Origin of the sequence: Stenotrophomonas sp. GD04145 (assembly GCF_029835135.1) — a bacterium.
GTDB lineage: Bacteria > Pseudomonadota > Gammaproteobacteria > Xanthomonadales > Xanthomonadaceae > Stenotrophomonas > Stenotrophomonas maltophilia_P.
The window spans coordinates 64,823-82,233 of record NZ_JAODZG010000015.1 but is presented as its reverse complement, the minus strand read 5'-3'; the positions used below and the strand labels follow the sequence as shown (position 1 = coordinate 82,233).

The window sequence follows — 17,411 nt, the reverse complement described above, 5'->3', positions numbered from 1 at the left end:
AGTCCACGCAGAGCGGCGACGGCATCATTGTCGCCCAGCCCGTCGAGCGCACGCTCGGCGCGCTCTGCGTATTCCTCGGCCCGGCGACGACTGTAGTCCAGGCCGCCGGTGGCGTGGATCGCGGCCAGCACTTCCGGCATTGCCGACGCATCGCCTTCCTGCACGATGGTGCGCAGGCGCTCGCGGGTGGCGTCGTCGGAGTGGGCCATGGCATGGATCAGCGGCAGCGTTGCCTTGCCTTCGGCGAGGTCGTCGCCCAGATTCTTGCCCAGCTCCTCGGCGTTGGCCGAGTAATCCAGCACGTCATCGGCGATCTGGAAGGCGTAGCCCAGATGCATGCCGTAGTCGTACAGCGCCTGCTGGGTGGCTTCGTCCACGCCGCTGGCCAGCGCGCCCAGGCGGGTGCCGGCAGCGAACAGCACGGCGGTCTTGCGCTCGATCACGCGCAGGTAGGCCGCTTCGTCGGTATCCGGGTTATGCACGTGCAGCAGCTGCAGCACTTCGCCTTCGGCGATGCGATTGGTGGTGTCGGCCAGGATCCGCATCACCGGCATGCGGTCCAGCTCGACCATCAGCTGGAAACTGCGCGAGTACAGGAAGTCGCCAACCAGCACGCTCGGTGCGTTGCCCCACAGGGCATTGGCGGTGCTGCGGCCGCGCCGCAGGCTGGATTCGTCCACTACGTCATCGTGCAGCAGGGTGGAGGTGTGGATGAACTCGATGATCGCCGCCAGCTGGTGGTGCTCGGGGCCGGCATGGCCGACCGCATGACCGGCCAGCATCACCAGCATCGGCCGCAGGCGCTTGCCGCCGGCGGAAATGATGTGGTCCGCGATCTGGTTGATCAGCACGACGTCCGAGGACAGCCGGCGCCGGATCAGGGCGTCGACGGCGGCCATGTCGGCCGCAGCAAGCGACTGGATCTGGGGCAGGCCCAGGGCGGGGCGGGTGTCTTCGGTGATGGTCATGCGATCAGGCTTTCAGGCTCGTCGATGATTATAGGCGCTGCCCGTGAATTCGGGCGCAAACCGGCCTGCGGGTCTGATCGCCCCGGCCGTCCGTGACTGCCTGGCGTGAATACGTATGCAGGTGGCGCCATCCCCGGGGAGGCACCGCTAAGCTTGCGGGACTTGGTTTTCGGCCCGCTTCCGGCGGGTCCCGCATGCCCGGAGGGGGGCTGTCGATGTCGCACTATCCATGGTGGCGCGGAGCCGTCATCTACCAGATCTATCCGCGCAGTTTCCTTGACGCCAACGGCGACGGGGTCGGTGACCTGCCAGGGATCATCCAGCGCCTGGACCACATCGCCACGCTGGGTGTGGATGCCATCTGGATCTCGCCGTTCTTCAAGTCGCCGATGGCCGACTTCGGCTATGACATCGCCGATTACCGCGACGTCGACCCGCTGTTCGGCAGCCTGGAGGACTTCGACCGCCTGCTGGCCAAGGCCCACGGCCTGGGGCTGAAGGTGATGATCGACCAGGTCCTCAGCCATACCTCGATCGAGCACGCGTGGTTCCGCGAGAGCCGCCAGGATCGCAGCAATCCGAAGGCCGACTGGTACGTCTGGGCCGACCCGCGCGAGGACGGCACGCCGCCCAACAACTGGCTGTCGCTGTTCGGCGGCTGCGCCTGGCAGTGGGAACCGCGCCGCGAACAGTACTATCTGCACAATTTCCTGGTCGACCAGCCGGACCTGAACTTCCACAACCCTCAGGTGCAGCAGGCCACGCTGGACAACGTGCGGTTCTGGCTGGACCGTGGCGTGGATGGCTTCCGCCTGGATGCGATCAACTTCTGCTTCCATGACGCGCAGCTGCGCGACAACCCGGCCAAGCCCGCTGACAAGCGCGTTGGCCGCGGCTTCAGCCCGGACAACCCGTACGCATACCAGTACCACTACTTCAACAACACGCAGCCGGAGAACCTGCCGTTCCTGGAGCGGCTGCGCACGCTGCTCGACCAGTACCCTGGTGCGGTCAGCCTGGGTGAGATCTCCTCGGAGGATTCGCTGGCCACCACCGCGGAGTACACCCGCGATGGCCGCCTGCACATGGGTTACAGCTTTGAACTGCTGGTGGACGACTACAGCGCGGCCTACATCCGCGAGACTGTCTCGCGCCTGGAAGCCGCGATGACTGAAGGCTGGCCGTGCTGGGCGGTATCCAACCACGATGTGGAGCGCGCGGTCACCCGCTGGGGCGGCCATCCGGCCGATCCGCGCCTGGCGCGCATGCTGGTGGCGTTACTGAGTTGCCTGCGCGGCTCGGTCTGCCTGTACCAGGGCGAGGAACTGGGCCTGGCCGAGGCCGAGGTGCCGTTCGAGGCGCTGCAGGATCCCTACGGCATCACCTTCTGGCCGAACTTCAAGGGCCGCGATGGCTGCCGCACTCCGATGCCGTGGACGGATGCGCCACTGGCCGGTTTCACTACCGGCCAGCCGTGGTTGCCGATTCCGGCCGGGCACCGGGCAGCGGCCGTCGCGGTGCAGGACGCTGACCCGCGGTCGGTGCTGGCGGCCTTCCGGGCATTCCTGGGCTGGCGTCGCCATCAGCCCGTCCTGCAGCATGGCAGCATCCGGTTCCTCGACAGCAGTGAGCCAGTGCTGCTGTTCGAGCGTATGCTTGCAGATGAAACCCTCCTGCTGGCCTTCAACCTGTCGGGCGAGGCGGTGACCCATCCGCTGCCGGCCGGCCGTTGGCAGCAGATGGATGTGCCGGGCCCGGATGCGGGCACGGTGCAGGGTGGCGAACTCCAGCTGCCGCCGCGTGCGGTGTTCTGCGCACGACGCAGCTGATCGATTTCTCCGGTGGCGGTACTTGCGGGGACGGGGCCGAAGCGCCCCGTCCCTTTTTTATGGGCCGTGCCGTTGCTGGCGGACCCCGCCCAAAAGAAAACCCGCTGCATCGGCGCAGCGGGTTTCCGGTGATGCCTGCGGTCTTCGCCGCCGGGCATGGCCCGGCGCTACCGATGGAGCGGTTGCCGGGCAGCGTCCGGCATTCGATCGGCGGTTGCCGGCCTGGGGCCGGCATTGCCCGGTGAGGGTCAGAACTTGTAGTTCACACCCAGCACGTAGGTGCGGCCCCACTCGATGTATTCCAGCGGGCGATCCTTGGTGCCGGCGTAGGTGCGGTACGGCTCGTTGGTCAGGTTGCTTCCCTGCAGCAGCAGGGTCAGCCCGCGCAGGGCGCTGCTGTCGCTGAAGGTGTAGCTGATCTGCGCATCGGTCACGTTCTCGCCCACCACATAACGCAGGGTGCGGTTGCCGTTGAAGTTGCCGATCTCACCGATGAAGTCCGAACGACGGCGCTGGCTCACGCGGGCCTCGAAACCATTGCGCTCGAAGTACGCGGTGAAGTTGTACACACGCTTGGACAGGCCCGGCAGGCTGATGGGATCGGTACCCACGCTGGAGGCGCTTTCCGGGTCGAGGATCTTGATGTCGCTGTCGTTGAACGTGGCACTGGCCTGCACGCCGAAGCCGCGCAGGCTGTCGGTGAGCATCTCCAGCGGGAACGAACCGGTCAGCTCGAGGCCGCGCAGGGTACCGCCCTCACCGTTCACCGGCGTGGAGAAGGTGCCGGTCGGCAGCACGGGCACCACCATGCCCGGCGGCGGCACGTAGTTGCCGAGCAGCCCGCTGAAGTCGTAGTTGTCCACCGACTGCGTGTAGACGTAGCTCTTCAGGTCCTTGTAGAAGATCGCCGCAGCGACGTAGGCCTTCTCGCCGAAGTACTTCTCATAGGACAGATCCAGCGCGGTGGCGCGCCACGGGTCCAGCCGCGGATTGCCGCCGCTGCCGCCGGGGCGACCGGTGGAGGTATCCACGCCGAACTCCAGGCCGGCGCGCATCTGGTCCACGCGTGGGCGCGCGACCTGCTTGGCTGCCGCGAAGCGCAGGGTCTGTTCGTGCGGGAACATGAAGGCCAGATTCAGGCTCGGCAGCCAGTCGTTGTACTTGCGGCCGTCGGAGTAGGGCTGCACGTTGCTGCCGGCGGGCTGCGACGCGTCCCAGTAGCGGGAGTCCGAACTCTGATCGGTGCGCTGCATCTGCACGCCGATGTTGCCGCGCACGCCGACAACGCCGATGTCGGTGTTGATGTTCAGGCGCGCCCAGGCGGTGGTGATCTTCTCCTGCACCGTCCACGACTTGGGAATCAGGTAGTCCAGGTTGTCGACCGGATCGAAGGTCATGTAGCGGGCGACCGCCGCCGGCACGTTCCAGGCCGGGATGGTACCGAGGCCGGCAAAGCCCAGGTTCACCGGGTCGTACTGCAGGTCCGCCGCGATGTTGGCATCGCCCTGGGCACCGAGCAGGATGTTGCCCTCGGACTGGGTCTTGACCTTGCGGCGATCGGCATAGTTCACGCCGATGTCCAGGTCCGGTGCCCACGACGCCATCGCTTCGGGCAGGGCGATGGTCGCCGCCAGCTTGCCGCCCTTCAGGCGATCTTCCACCTTCGGCACCTTGCCGTAGCCGGACCCATAGATGGTGTTGGTCAGGAAAAGGGCATCGGGATTGGAGTAGTTCAGCCCCGGGCTGATCTGCGAGAAGCCGTTCTGGCGGATCTGCACGCCGACCGTATCCAGCTGCGGCATGGGCGTGAGCTGCAGATTGTTCTCCAGGTTCAGCTCGTCACGCGTGGCCTTGGAGTAGTTCAGGTCGGCGACCAGCTTGACGCTGCCGAAGTTGAATTCGTTGTTCCAGCCGAACGCGTCGATCTTGTCCTTGCGCTTGTTGTACATGCCGCGCACCAGCGGGTACACGCCGCTGGCGGTACCGCCGGTGAAGGTGCCATCGGCGTTGATCTGCGGATTGCTGATCAGCAGGCCCGGCAGGTAATTGCCGTTGTAGTTGCTGAGGTTCAGTTCGAACTGGTTGGCGGTGTCGATCTGCTCGGCTTCGGTGTGGAACGCATCGAAGGTGCTGCTCCAGCTGTTGTTGGGCCGGAACTGGATCGTGGCCATCACGCCATCGCGCTTGTTGTTGCCGGTACGGCGCAGCGCCTTGATGCCGTCGGAGAAATAGGTGCCTGCAGCAACGCCGGGACGTTTTCCGTCCGTGGTGTACTGGGTGGTCCACGGCTCGTACAGGCCGACCTGGTTTTCCTGGATCGGGTTGTCGCTGTGCGCGTAACCGATGGCGATGCCCAGGGTCTTGTCGAAGAACTGGTCGATGTAGCTGGCGCTGAAGCGGTTGCCGAACTCATCGACGTTGGCCGCATCGCCGAGCGAGCTCTTCTGCAGGCGCCCGCTGACGGCGATCACTCGGTCGGGGAAGCTGAGCGGACGGGCGGTCTGCATGTCGATGGTGCCCGACAGGCCCTGGCCGACCAGTGCCGCATCGGGCGTCTTGTACACCGTCACGCCGTTGACCAGCTCGGATGGATACTGGTCGAACTCGACGCCACGGTTGTCGCCGGTGCTGACGACCTCACGGCCGTTGAGCAGGGTGGTGGCGAAGTCCGGGGACAGGCCGCGCACGCTGATCACCTGTGCACGACCGGCCACGCGCTGCGCAGCCAGGCCGGGCAGGCGCGAGATCGATTCGGCGATGCTGACGTCGGGCAGCTTGCCGATGTCCTCGGCGGAGATCGCTTCCACCACCGAGGTGGCGTCCTGCTTGATCGCGATCGCGTTCTCGATGCCGCGGCGGATACCGGTGACCTGCACCGTATCCAGGTTGGTGGCGGCGGTGCCGGCCGGCGTGGTGGTGCTCTGCGTGGTCTGTGCCGCCGCCAGTGACGGCGCCAGGACAACGGCCAGCGCGATGCTCAGCGCGCTGCGCTTGTGGTTCAACATTTTCCCCTCCCAGGCAATGTTGTTGTTCATTTCGAGGTCGTTCCGGCAACGCCGTGAACGTGCGACGCGGTGGCCGCTGTCGTCGCCGCTATGGTAGGCAGCGGGTTCTCCGCGGGAATCACCCTGCATACGTATTCAATGACGTTTGCAGGGTTGTAATCGCTTTCAGATCCCCGCCACGGTAGCGCCGGGCCATGCCCGGCGAACGTCACGCGGGGGCATTCATCACTCCAATGGCGTGAACCGAATGGCCTGCCCGCCGCCCGGCGCCAGCATCAGGGTCAGTGCATCGGCGCTGGTCACTTCACGCGTCTGCCGCGTGAACGCGAACGGATTGCTGCGGTAGCCCGCACCGTCGCCATCGCGATAGATTTCCGCGCGGTAGCGCACGCCCGGCTCCAGGAAGCCCAGCGACACCGGCAGCACGCGGCCATGCTCGTCGGTGATGCTGCCCAGGAACCAGTCACGGCTGTTGCGGTCGCGGCGCACGATCGTCACGTAGTCGCCCACTTCACCATCGAGCACGCGGCTCTGCTCCCAGTCCACCGCCACGTCTTCGATGAAGCGGAACGCCTCCCGATGCTGCAGGTAGTGTTCGGGCAGATCGGCGGCCATCTGGATCGGGCTGTACAGCACCACGTACAGCGCCAGCTGGCGGGCCAGGGTACTGGGGATGGCCTGGCCATGGCGGCCCTTCAGGCTGAGGATGCCGGGGGTGTAATCCATCGGTCCGGCCAGCATCCGGGTGAACACCAGATTGACTTCGTGTTCGGGCGGGTTCGGCGGCTGGCCCCAGGCGTTGTACTCCATGCCGCGCGCGCCTTCGCGGGAGATCCAGTTGGGATAGGTGCGGCGCAGGCCGGTGTCCTTGATCGGCTCGTGCGGATTCACCGACAGGTGGCGGCGCGCGGCTTCCTGCACGACATGCAGGTGGTGGCGCGCCATGAACTGGCCGTCGTGCCACTCCCGCCACAGCGGGCCACCCGACGGGTTGCGACGGTCGACCTGGCCGTCGTCGCAGACGTAGCCGGTCTTGAACTGGTCCACGCCCAGCCGCGCATACAGGTCCAGCGCGGCGTCGAGCTGCGCCTCATAGTGTTCGATGGCACAGCCGGTTTCATGGTGGCCGATCAGGTGCACGCCCTTCTTCAGTCCATATGCCGAAAGCGCTTCAATGTCGAAATCGGGCGTGGCGCGAGTGAAGTCGAAGTCGTAGCCATTGCCCACCCACATGCCGTCCCAGCCGGGATTCCAGCCCTCCACCAAGACGCCACGGAAGCCGTGCGCGGCGGCGAAATCGATCACCTTCCTGGTCTTGGCGGTGGTCGCCGCATGCTTCGGTCCGGTCGCCCAGCTTTCGTTGTCCAGGTGCATCGACCACCACACGCCCAGGTACTTGGCCGGCTTCACCCAGCTCACATCGCCCAGTGCATTGGGCTCGTTGAGATTGAGGATCAGGTCGGACTCGACCAGGCCGCCGGCGCGGTCGGCGATCTGCAGCGTGCGCCAGGGCGTGACGAAGGGCAGGGCACGGCGCACCTTCCACCCTTCGGCCGAGGGCGAGAGCTGCGCGCGCAGGCGCTGGCCGTCGGTGCGGCGCAGCCACATGCCGGCGTAGTCCACCAGCGCAGCCTCATGGATCGCAACGTGCAGGCCATCGCGGCTGCGCAGCGTCATCGGCGTGTGCACCAGCGGGATCTCGCGCAGCGGCGTGCGCTGGTAGAGATACTCGTAGTGGATCGGTTCGCCGGCGGGGATCCACCACGCTGTGGAGTCTGCCGCGATGGCGAATTCGGTCAGCTCGTCGTCGATGATCGCTTCGCGCAGGTTCGGTTGCTCAGGGAACACATAGCGGAAGCCCAGGCCGTCGTCGTAGACGCGGAACACCACATCCAGCCGGCGCTTGCTGCCGGTGGTTTCGGCCAGCTGCACGGTCAGCTCGTTGAAGTGGTTGCGGGTGAGGCGGCGTTCCCCCCACGGCTGTTCCCACGTCTCATCGACGCTGCGTCGTTGCTGCCCGAGCAGGATGAAATCCCGGTCCAGGCGGCCATCGCGCAGTTCGAAGCCAAGCCTGGAATCCTCCACTACGGCTTCACCGAAGCGCTCCACCCGGTAGCGGGCGGTGCCACCGTCCAGCACCAGGCTGACCTTGAGCACGCCGCCGGGCGATTGGACGCTGGTGATCTGCGGGGCGGCCTGCGCCAGCGCGGCCAGGCCCAGCAGCGCAACGCCGATGATTCGCGCGAACACCGCACGTACAACACTCGATGACATCGGCATTTTCCCTCCCAAGGCGCCGTTGGCAGACCCGGACCATAAGCCAGCCCGGCGGGCGTACTGGCGCGTCGGCGCATGAATACGTATGCAGCTGGACGCAGGCGACAGCCCCGCGTCTACCATGGGCCCAAGGCACCTTGAGGGAGGCGCCGCGCCCGCGCGCCGGTCACGGCTGCGCGGACCTATAAACGGTGCAGAGAGGGAGGGAGGTCGACGGGCGCAAGCCGGTCTGCCGCTTCGATGCTGAAGATCATTTGCCTGACCGCTGCCCTGGGGGCAGCGCTGGGGACGACCGCGCATGCGGCCGACCTGGAATTCGACGGCCGCCATGCGCGTGCCGAAGCGGCTGCCAAGGGCAGCTTCGTGCTGCACACGTCGAACGGCGCTGTGCCGATTGCCGCCGCGCCGATGCGCAGCCAGACCGGAAGCGTGATGTTCGACGCGCTGTTCGCGCTGGCCCAGCAGGAGATGGCGCAGGACCGGGTCGATGCGATCCGCGACCCCGCCTTTGACGAAGGGCGGCCGGTGCCATGCGACTGCTTCCAGACCGGCGCCCGCTGGCCCTACGTGTGGACCCGAGATGTCAGCTTCGCCGCCGACCTGGCGTTGGCGCGGCTGGATCCGCAGCGCACGCGTCAGTCGTTGCAGTTCAAGTTGTCGGCTGCCCGCGATGGGCGCACGCCCGGCCTGTTCGTCGCGCAGGATACCGGCTCCGGCGGCAGCTGGCCGATCAGCAGCGACCGTGTGGTGTGGTTCCTGGCCGCACGCCACCTGCTGGATGATCCTGCTTTTGCCGAACAGGTCTGGCAGGCGCTGCAGGGCACGCTGGCGCAGGACCGGGCGATGGTGTTCGACCCACAGATGGGCCTCTATCGCGGCGAAACCTCGTTCCTCGACTGGCGTGAACAGACGTATCCGGACTGGACCCGGGAGAACGTGCGCTTCATCGGTGATTCCTACGCGCTGTCCACCAACGTCCTGCACTACCAGGCACTGCGGCTGGCAGAGCAGATGGCCGCGCAGCGGGGCGATGATCGCCGTGCGCAGTACAAGGCGTGGGCCGATGAACTGGCGGTACGGATCGATGCGCGCTTCTGGCGCGACGACATGGGCCAGTACATGAGCTACATCGGTGAGGCGGCGCATCCGGTGCCCTACGCCAAGGTCGACCTGCTGGGCCTGTCGCTGGGCATCCTGGCCGACGTGCTGCCCGAGGCGCGGGCGCGCCGCGCGCTGGCGAACTACCCGATGGGGCCGGCCGGCAGCCCGGTGGTGTGGCCACAGGAAGCCCAGCAGCCGATCTACCACAACCGTGCGATATGGCCGTTCGTCAGTGCGTATTCGCTGCGTGCTGCGCGACAGCTGGACGACGCGCCGCGCATCGCCGCCGAGATCCGCTCGCTGATGCAGGGGGCGGCACTGGCTGGTTCCAACATGGAAAACTACGAGCTGGTCAGCCAGTCCGTGCATGTGGACGAAGGCGCGCTGAGCGGGCCGGTGGTCAATTCAGAGCGCCAGCTGTGGTCGGTGGCCGGCTATCTGGCCATGGTCACCGAAGGCGTGTTCGGCGTGCAGGACGATGGCCGCGTGCAGCCCAAGCTGCCGGCCGCGCTGGTGCCGGAACTGTTCGGCACACATCCCCGTATCACGTTGGAAGCCAACGGCAAGCGCTATGTGCTGGAGCGCCCGCAGAACGTGGGCGATGGCCTGCTGGTGGCCGGCAGAACCACCACGCGTGGCAGCACCACGACGGTGCAGCTGGTCGCCGCCCCGGCAGCAACCGGTTTCGCTGCCACGACTGCGGATGCCAACATGCGTGCGCCGGCCACGCCGGTTGCGCCGCAGGCCCTGCGCAAGGGCGCGGGCTGGAACGTTCCGGTGGCAGCCGATCAGGTGCTGTGGAAGGACGGCAAGGCGGTCACCGACAGCAAGGGCGTGGCGCGCATCAGCGACGATGGCCTACAGCATTGCCTCAGCCTGACCCGGCGCGAAGGCACGTTGGAATCGCTGCACAGCCCGATGCTCTGCGTCGGTCCGCAGCAGGTGCTGAAGGGCGAGGAACGCTGGCAGTTCACCTCGGCCAAGGCCGGGCAGGTGCGCCTGCGCCTGCAGTACCGCAACCCGAACGGGCCGATCAACACCGGCGTCACGGCTGCGGTCAAGCAACTGGTGCTGCAGTGCCCGGGCCAGCCATTGCAGCGGCATACGGTTGCGATGCCGCACAGCGTGGCCGTGCAGGACTCGACCTCGGCAACGTTCGCTGTGCCCAAGGGGCCGTGCACGGTCGTGCTTGAAGAAGGCTTCAACATGAGCGCGCTGCAGCATTTCGCGCACTACACCGGCGGAAAGGGCGGGCGCGAAGGCGTGCTCAACCAGGCGCAGGTGAAGGCGCTGACGCTGGCGCCGGTCGCCACGGCGGAGGACGCACGATGAACCGCCCTGCCAAACCGCAGCTGTCGTTCTGGCAGATCTGGAACATGTGTTTCGGCTTCCTCGGCATCCAGTTCGGTTTTGCCCTGCAGAACGCCAATGCCAGCCGCATCTTCGAGACGCTTGGCGCGGACATGGAGTCGGTGCCCGGGCTGTGGATCGCCGCACCGTTGACCGGCCTGCTGGTGCAACCGGTGATCGGTTATCTCTCCGACCGCACGTGGACGCGCTGGGGCCGGCGTCGCCCGTTCTTCATGATCGGTGCGGTGCTGACAACGCTGGCCCTGCTGGTGATGCCCAACTCACCTGCCTTGTGGATCGCGGCGGGCACGTTGTGGGTGCTGGATGCTTCGATCAACGTATCGATGGAACCGTTCCGGGCCTTCGTGGGCGACCAGCTGGCACCGCGGCAGCGACCGGCCGGTTACGCGATGCAGAGCTTCTTCATCGGTGTCGGTGCCATCGTCGCCAGCTTCCTGCCGTTCATCCTGGCCCACTTCGGCGTGGCCAACACCGCCGCTGCCGGCGAGGTGCCGGATACGGTGCGCTACGCGTTCTATTTCGGTGCGGCAGTGCTGCTGGCGGCGATCACCTGGACCGTGGTCAGTACCCGCGAGTACTCACCGGCAGAACTGGCGGCGTTCGATGACGCCGAGCCACCGGCGCACCATGCCGCCGCCGCTGCGAGTGGCCCCGCACCGTGGGCGCAGGTGGCGTTGTGGCTGGGGGCGGGCGTGCTGCTGGCCGCTGTGATCGCCGCGCGCCAGGGCGACAGGATGCTCTATGTGCTGGCGGGTCTCTGCGCGGGCTATGGTGTGCTTCTTGCGCTGGCCCGTACGCTGCCGCAGGCACACATGCTGGCGGCGATCGTGGGTGATCTGCGGGCGATGCCGGTGACCATGCGCCGGTTGGCCTGGGTGCAGTTCTTCTCGTGGTTTGCGTTGTTTGCGATGTGGATCTACACCACCGCAGCGGTGGCCGGCACGCATTTCGGCTCCACCGACCCGCAGTCGGCGGCGTACAACGAGGGTGCCAACTGGGTCGGTGTGCTGTTCGGCGCCTATAACGGCTTCGCCGCACTGGCCGCCTTGCTGATCCCGCCGATGGTGCGCGCCATCGGCCTGCGCTGGAGCCACCTGGTGAACCTGTGGCTCGGCGGGCTGGGCCTGATCTCGCTGATGTTCATCAAGGACCCCACCTGGCTGCTGCTGTCCATGGCTGGCGTTGGCTTCGCCTGGGCCTCGATCCTGTCGCTGCCGTACGCCCTGCTGTCCGACAGCGTGCCGGCGGCGAAGATGGGCATCTACATGGGCCTGTTCAATTTCTTCATCGTCATTCCGCAGCTGGTCGCCGCCAGCGCGCTGGGCTTCGCACTGCGCGAGTGGCTGGGCGGAAATCCCCTGCACGTGCTGGTGCTGGGTGGAGTGAGTCTGTTCATTGCCGGGCTGTGCGTGCTTCGCGTGCCGGCCCATCAGGAGAGTGCGTGATGCATGTGTATTCCAGAATGTCGCTGGGGCTGTCGCTGGCCCTGCTCGCCACGGCGGTACAGGCCGCATCGCGCCCGGACTACGTGGGCACGCTCGAACCGTTCGCCAGCGATGCCGTGTACTTCGTGGTGACCGATCGTTTCGTCAATGGTGATCCGTCCAACGATCATCGCGATCAGGGGGGCAGCCACCGCACGTTCGACATTCCAGTGCCCTGCCCGGACAAGGTGGACGGCAACATCGGCTACCTCGGCGGCGACTTCAGGGGCGTGCTCGACAACGCCGACTACATCCGTCAGCTCGGCTTCGGTGCGGTGTGGATCACGCCGATCGTCGACAATCCGGATGAGGCGTTCACCGGCAGCAAGCCGATCAGCTGCACCAGCACGCTGACCGACCGCGGCAAGACCGGCTACCACGGTTACTGGGGCATCAACTTCTACAAACTCGACGAGCACCTGCCCAGCAAGGACCTGGACTTTGCAGGCCTGACCAAGGGCCTGCACGGTGCCGGCCTGAAGGTGGTGCTGGACATCGTCGGCAACCACGGCTCGCCGGCCTGGACCATGCCGGCGCGGCAGCCGCAGTTCGGCCAGATCTTCGACAAGGAGGGAAAGCTGATCGCCGACCACCAGAACCTGCCCCCGCAGAAGCTGGATCCAAAGCACAACCCGCTGCACGCGTTCTACAACACCATCGGCCCGGTCGACAGCAAGGAAGGCTCGATCTTCGATGGCAACCTGGCCGAGCTGTCCGACTTCAACCAGAACAACCCGGCGGTGATGGACTACCTCGTCGGCGCGTACCTGCAGTGGACCGCGCAGGGCGTGGACGCACTGCGCATCGATACCATCGGCTGGCTGCCGCACCCGTGGTGGCACGAGTTCGTGAACCGCATCCGTGCCGAGCATCCGAACATGTTCATGTTCGGCGAGGCCTTCGATTACGACGCCAGCAGGATTGCCGAGCACACCTGGCCGGGCAACGCCAACGTGAGCGTGCTCGACTTCCCGCTGCGTGGCGCGCTGGAACAGACCTTCGGTACCGCCGGCAAGGGCTTCGAGACGCTGGCCGAGCCGCTGCACCTGACCGGCGGCCCCTATGCCAATCCGTACGAGCTGATGAGCTTCTACGACAACCACGACATGCCACGCCTGCAGGCCAGCGACAACGGTTTCATCGACGCACACAACTGGCTGTTCACCGCCCGTGGTATCCCGGTGGTCTACTACGGCTCGGAAACCGGCTTCATGCGGGGCCGTGCCGAGCATGCCGGCAACCGTGCCTACTTCGGCCAGGCGCGGGTGGATGCCGCACCGCAGAGCCCGATCTTCGCGCCACTGCGGCGCATCGCCCAGCTGCGCCAGGCCACCCCGGCGCTGCAGCGCGGCCTGCAGGTGAACGAGCGCCTGCGTGGCAATGAGGCGGTGTTCTTCCGTGTGCTGCAGCAGGGGGATGTGGCACAGACCGCATTGGTGCTGTTGAACAAGGGCGACAAGGCGACGGTTTTCCAGGTGGAGCGCTACCTGCAGGCGGGCCGCTGGCGCGACGCGCTGGACGGCGGTTCGTTGCAGGTGGATGCCTCCCTGAAGGCCGAAGTGCCCGCGCATGGCGTGAAGGTGTACGTGCTGGATGCCTCCGTGCAGCAGCCAGCGCTGCAGGCCGAGCTGGACAGGGCGATGGCCGACCAGAAGGCTCGGGACCAGCGTCTGGGACGGTGAGGGCGCCGCCGGGCATGGCCCGGCGCTACCGCTCTTGTGGGTGCCAACCTGGGTTGGCACTCCCGCTCTGGTAGGTGCCAACCTTGGTTGGCATTCCCGCCCTGGTAGGTGCCAACCTGGGTTGGCACGCTCTTCGAGCAGGCTCGACCCTACAATAGGCACCCCTCACGCCGCGCCGTACCGCCATGTCCGACCTCGCCCCGCAGACCCCGATCGAAACCCTGCTGAAGGCGGCGATGGACGGGGCGGTGCCGATCCGCGCCTTCATGGAGGCCTTCGTCGCCTCCGAGGTGCTGCTGCTGACCGGCAGCCTGGTCACCCCCGACGGCAGCGGCTTCGACCCACTGCTGTTCGACAAGCAGGGCACGCTGCACGTGGCCGTGTTCACCGACCCATCGCGGGTGGGCATCTACAGCCAGCAGGCCGAACACCAGATCCGCTGGCTGATGCTGGATGTGCTGCGCCGCGTGCCGGGGGGCTACGGCGTGGTGATCAACCCGGGTACCTCGCTGGGCTTCGAGATTTCGCCCAGTGGCGTCGGCGAGATCCTGAAGGATTTCGCCCAGGGCTGAGGCCACCCGACGGGGCCGTCCACCTGCGGGCCTTGCGGCACCCGGTCCGGTGCCCGCAGGCCGGGTTCACTGCGTAGTCCCGTCCGATCACGTCCGCTGTTTCAGCCGCGCAGCGATGATTCCCGCACCACCAGCTTCACCGGGATGCTCTGGCTCTCCACCGGCTGCCGGCTGATCGAGGCCAGCAGCCGTTCCACCAGCAGTTGCCCGGCCTGCTTGGTGTCCTGCTGCACGGTGGTCAATGCCGGCGATACAGATGCGGCCAGCGGGATGTCATCGAACCCGGTGACCGCCACGTCCTGCGGCACGCGCAGGCCGGCCTCGCGCAATGCACGGGTCGCACCGATGGCGATCAGGTCGCTGGCGGCGCAGATCGCATCGATCGGTTCGCCTCGCGCCAGCAGCGCCTGGCAGGCTTCCTGGCCGGACGCTTCGGTGGTGATGGCATCGTGCTGCAGGGCCGGTTCGGCATGCAGCCCGTGATCGCGCAGGGCTGCCACGTGACCGCGATAGCGCTCCTCGAATTCCGGGTAATGGCTGGAGGCGTGGCCGAGGAAGGCAATGCGCCGACAGCCCTGCTGCAGAAGATGGGTGGTGATGTCGTGCCCGCCCTGGAAGTTGTCGCTGCCGATCGACACCCCAGGCTGGCCGGGCAGGGCCGCACCCCAGCGCACGAAGTGGGTGCCCTGTTCGACCAGCCGCTGCAGGCGGTCGCGCGATTCGTGGTAGTCGCCATAGCCCAGCAGGATGATGCCGTCGGCCTTGTTGCTGTCCTCGTAGTCGGCCTGCCAGTCGGTCGACAGCTGCTGGAACGACACCAGCAGATCCTGCCCGTGCAACGCGCAGGCGCGGGTGATCGAACCCAGCATCGAGTGGAAGAACGGGTTGATCAGCGAATCGTCGTTGGTCGGGTCCTCGAAGAACAGCAGGGCCAGCGTGCCGGCATTGCGCAGGCGCAGGCTGGAGGCGTTCTTGTCCACCTTGTAGTTCAGCTCGCGGGCGATGCGCAGGATGCGTTCGCGGGTCTCCGCATTGACCATCGGGCTGCCGCGCAGGGCCCGCGACACCGTCGGCTGGGAGACGCCGGCCAGATGGGCGATGTCCAGGGAGGTGGCTTTGCCTTTGATGGTCATGGGGGAAGCGCGCGAACGAATGAGTAGATGCCCCGGCATGATGCCATGGGGGCGCCATCGCAGCGCCGGCCGTCACTGCGGCCGGCCGCGCCGGGATGTCCGGCCCGGATGGCTAAGTCATTGCCTTACAAGGATTTCAGTAGGATCTTTCGGTGTCATTCGTCGCTTCTGGCCGGGCACGGAGCGGCGGCAGTGCTAAGATGCGGTGTTCTTGCATTCCCCCAAATTCATCGGGGGCGGCCCAGTGTCCTGCACCCCCGGCCGGGGCTGTGCTATCACTGGTCGACTGCCCCTGGACAACGGACGAAGGTACCTATGGCGCGCGGCATCAATAAAGTCATCCTGGTCGGCAATCTCGGCAACGACCCGGACGTGAAGTACACCCAGAGCGGCATGGCGATCACCCGCATCAGCCTGGCCACCACCAGCGTCCGCAAGGACAAGGATGGCAACCAGCAGGAACGCACCGAATGGCACCGCGTGGTGTTCTTCGGCAAGCTCGGTGAGATCGCCGGCGAGTACCTGCGCAAGGGCAGCTCGGTCTACGTCGAAGGCAGCCTGCGTTACGACAAGTACACCGGCCAGGACGGCGTGGAGAAGTACTCCACCGATATCGTCGCCGATGAGATGCAGATGCTGGGCGGCCGCGGTGAAGGCGGTGGCGGTGGTGGCGGCAACTACGGCGGTGATCGTCCGCAGCGCCAGCAGGCACCGCGCCAGGAGTACGGCGGTGGTGGCGGCCAGCGTGGTGGACAGGGCGGTGGCTATGGCAACCAGGGCGGCAACCAGGGTGGCGGCTACGGCAACCAGGGCGGCAATCAGCGCCCGCAGCCACAGCAGGCGCCGCCGATGGACGACTTCGCTGACGATGATATTCCGTTCTGATCGGACGCGCGTCCGCAGGAAACAGAAAGCCCCGCCGATGCGGGGCTTTTCTTTTTTCCACGGCAGGCCGGCGTTGTGCCGCGCAGCATGGATTTTTCGTGCACCGCGTCTTGCAAAAAAAAGAATTCCTCCCTTATGGTGCAATCGATTGCATTGCTGTGAATCGTTGCGTTTGATACCGGTTGGGAGGCCGGCAGATGGATGTCCATCCATTCGATCGGACCGGCATCGGGGCTTACGCGGCGCGATGCGTTGCGCATGGCGTTCGCTGGCGGCCTTGGCCTGGCTGCGGCAGCCGCGCTGCCCTCGTTCGCCGCCCAGGCCCCACTCAAGGGCAACCTGAAGCATTCCGTCGCCCGCTGGACGTTCCCGCAGCAGTCGGTCGCCCAGCTCTGCCAGACGGTGAAGGATATCGGCTTCGCCGCCATCGATCTGGTGGGACCGGCGGACTGGCCCACACTGAAGGCGCATGGCGTCTACAGCTCCATGTGCAACGGCGCCGAGATCAGCCTGACCAAAGGCTTTGCCGGCCGCCAGTATCACGATGCACTGGTGGAGCGCTACGCGCGGCACATCGATCTGGTGGCCGATGCCGGCTACCGCAACCTCATCTGCTTCTCCGGCAATCGTGACGGCATGGATCCGCGGGAAGGCCTGGAGAATGCCGAAGCCGGGCTGAAGCGCATCCTCGGCCATGCCGAGAAGCGTGGTGTCGTGCTGGTGATGGAGCTGCTGAACTCCAGGGTCGATCATCCCGATTACCTGTGCGATCACTCCGCATGGGGCGTCGAGCTGTGCCAGCGGCTCGGATCGGACAATTTCGGCCTGCTGTACGACATCTATCACATGCAGATCATGGAGGGCGACATCATCGCCACCATCGGCAGGCATCACCGCTTCTTCAAGCACTACCACACCGCAGGTGTGCCAGGCCGGCACGAGATCGGTGACCAGCAGGAACTGCATTATCCGGCCATCTGTCGCGCGATCCGCGACACCGGCTTTGAGGGGTATCTGGCGCAGGAGTTCATGCCTGCGGCACCCGATCCCGTCGGCTCGCTGCGCGAGGCGATCCGCCTCTGCGACGTCTGAAACGATATCCAC

At 66.4% G+C, this 17,411-nt stretch carries 11 protein-coding genes; 7 read left to right on the top strand and 4 right to left on the bottom strand.

From position 1 onward, the window contains the following. On the bottom strand, positions 1-968 hold a 968-nt coding region (locus N7367_RS10285), incomplete at its 3' end, for a polyprenyl synthetase family protein (protein WP_279942316.1). A 215-nt stretch (positions 969-1,183) separates the two neighbouring features. Between N7367_RS10285 and N7367_RS10280 the strand changes: the two genes are divergently transcribed. Then, entirely contained in the window at positions 1,184-2,797 is a 1,614-nt protein-coding gene (locus tag N7367_RS10280) for an alpha-glucosidase family protein (RefSeq protein ID WP_279942315.1), read from the top strand. Positions 2,798-3,045: 248 nt separating this feature from the next. On the opposite strand, the gene N7367_RS10275 is transcribed toward N7367_RS10280, so the two are convergent. Together N7367_RS10275 and N7367_RS10270 are read right to left on the bottom strand one after the other, a co-directional pair. After that, positions 3,046-5,802, bottom strand: a complete 2,757-nt coding sequence (locus N7367_RS10275; protein WP_065174735.1) for a TonB-dependent receptor — start codon at positions 5,800-5,802, stop codon at positions 3,046-3,048. Between the two features lie 225 nt (positions 5,803-6,027). Continuing rightward, positions 6,028-8,082, bottom strand: a complete 2,055-nt coding sequence (locus tag N7367_RS10270; RefSeq protein ID WP_279942314.1) for a glycoside hydrolase family 97 protein — start codon at positions 8,080-8,082, stop codon at positions 6,028-6,030. Between the two features lie 237 nt (positions 8,083-8,319). Here N7367_RS10270 and N7367_RS10265 point away from each other — a divergent pair, with 237 nt between their 5' ends. The 4 genes from N7367_RS10265 (at position 8,320) to N7367_RS10250 (ending at position 14,289) form a co-directional block, all read left to right on the top strand. Then, a complete protein-coding gene (locus N7367_RS10265; protein ID WP_279942313.1) occupies positions 8,320-10,512 on the top strand; it encodes a Six-hairpin glycosidase-like protein in 2,193 nt (730 codons plus the stop codon). Continuing rightward, on the top strand, positions 10,509-11,996 hold the full coding sequence (locus N7367_RS10260) for an MFS transporter (RefSeq protein WP_065174567.1): 1,488 nt from the start codon (positions 10,509-10,511) through the stop codon (positions 11,994-11,996). The genes N7367_RS10265 and N7367_RS10260 overlap by 4 nt, the downstream gene beginning before the upstream one ends. 5 nt (positions 11,997-12,001) lie before the next feature. Next, complete coding sequence (locus tag N7367_RS10255) at positions 12,002-13,717, top strand: alpha-amylase family glycosyl hydrolase (protein WP_279942317.1); 1,716 nt, start codon at positions 12,002-12,004, stop codon at positions 13,715-13,717. Positions 13,718-13,902: 185 nt separating this feature from the next. Then, the gene (locus tag N7367_RS10250) at positions 13,903-14,289 is read left to right on the top strand and encodes an SseB family protein (RefSeq protein ID WP_164151766.1); all 387 of its coding nucleotides are present in this window, start codon (positions 13,903-13,905) and stop codon (positions 14,287-14,289) included. Positions 14,290-14,390: 101 nt separating this feature from the next. On the opposite strand, the gene N7367_RS10245 is transcribed toward N7367_RS10250, so the two are convergent. Further along, positions 14,391-15,422, bottom strand: coding sequence for a LacI family DNA-binding transcriptional regulator (locus tag N7367_RS10245; RefSeq protein ID WP_279942312.1), 1,032 nt, complete (start codon positions 15,420-15,422; stop codon positions 14,391-14,393). Positions 15,423-15,737: 315 nt separating this feature from the next. On the opposite strand from N7367_RS10245, the gene N7367_RS10240 reads away from it, so the two are divergent. Then, complete coding sequence (locus N7367_RS10240) at positions 15,738-16,307, top strand: single-stranded DNA-binding protein (RefSeq protein ID WP_057496281.1); 570 nt, start codon at positions 15,738-15,740, stop codon at positions 16,305-16,307. Positions 16,308-16,508: 201 nt separating this feature from the next. Then, a complete protein-coding gene (locus N7367_RS10235) occupies positions 16,509-17,399 on the top strand; it encodes a TIM barrel protein (protein ID WP_180875414.1) in 891 nt (296 codons plus the stop codon). The last annotated feature ends 12 nt before the right edge of the window (positions 17,400-17,411 follow it).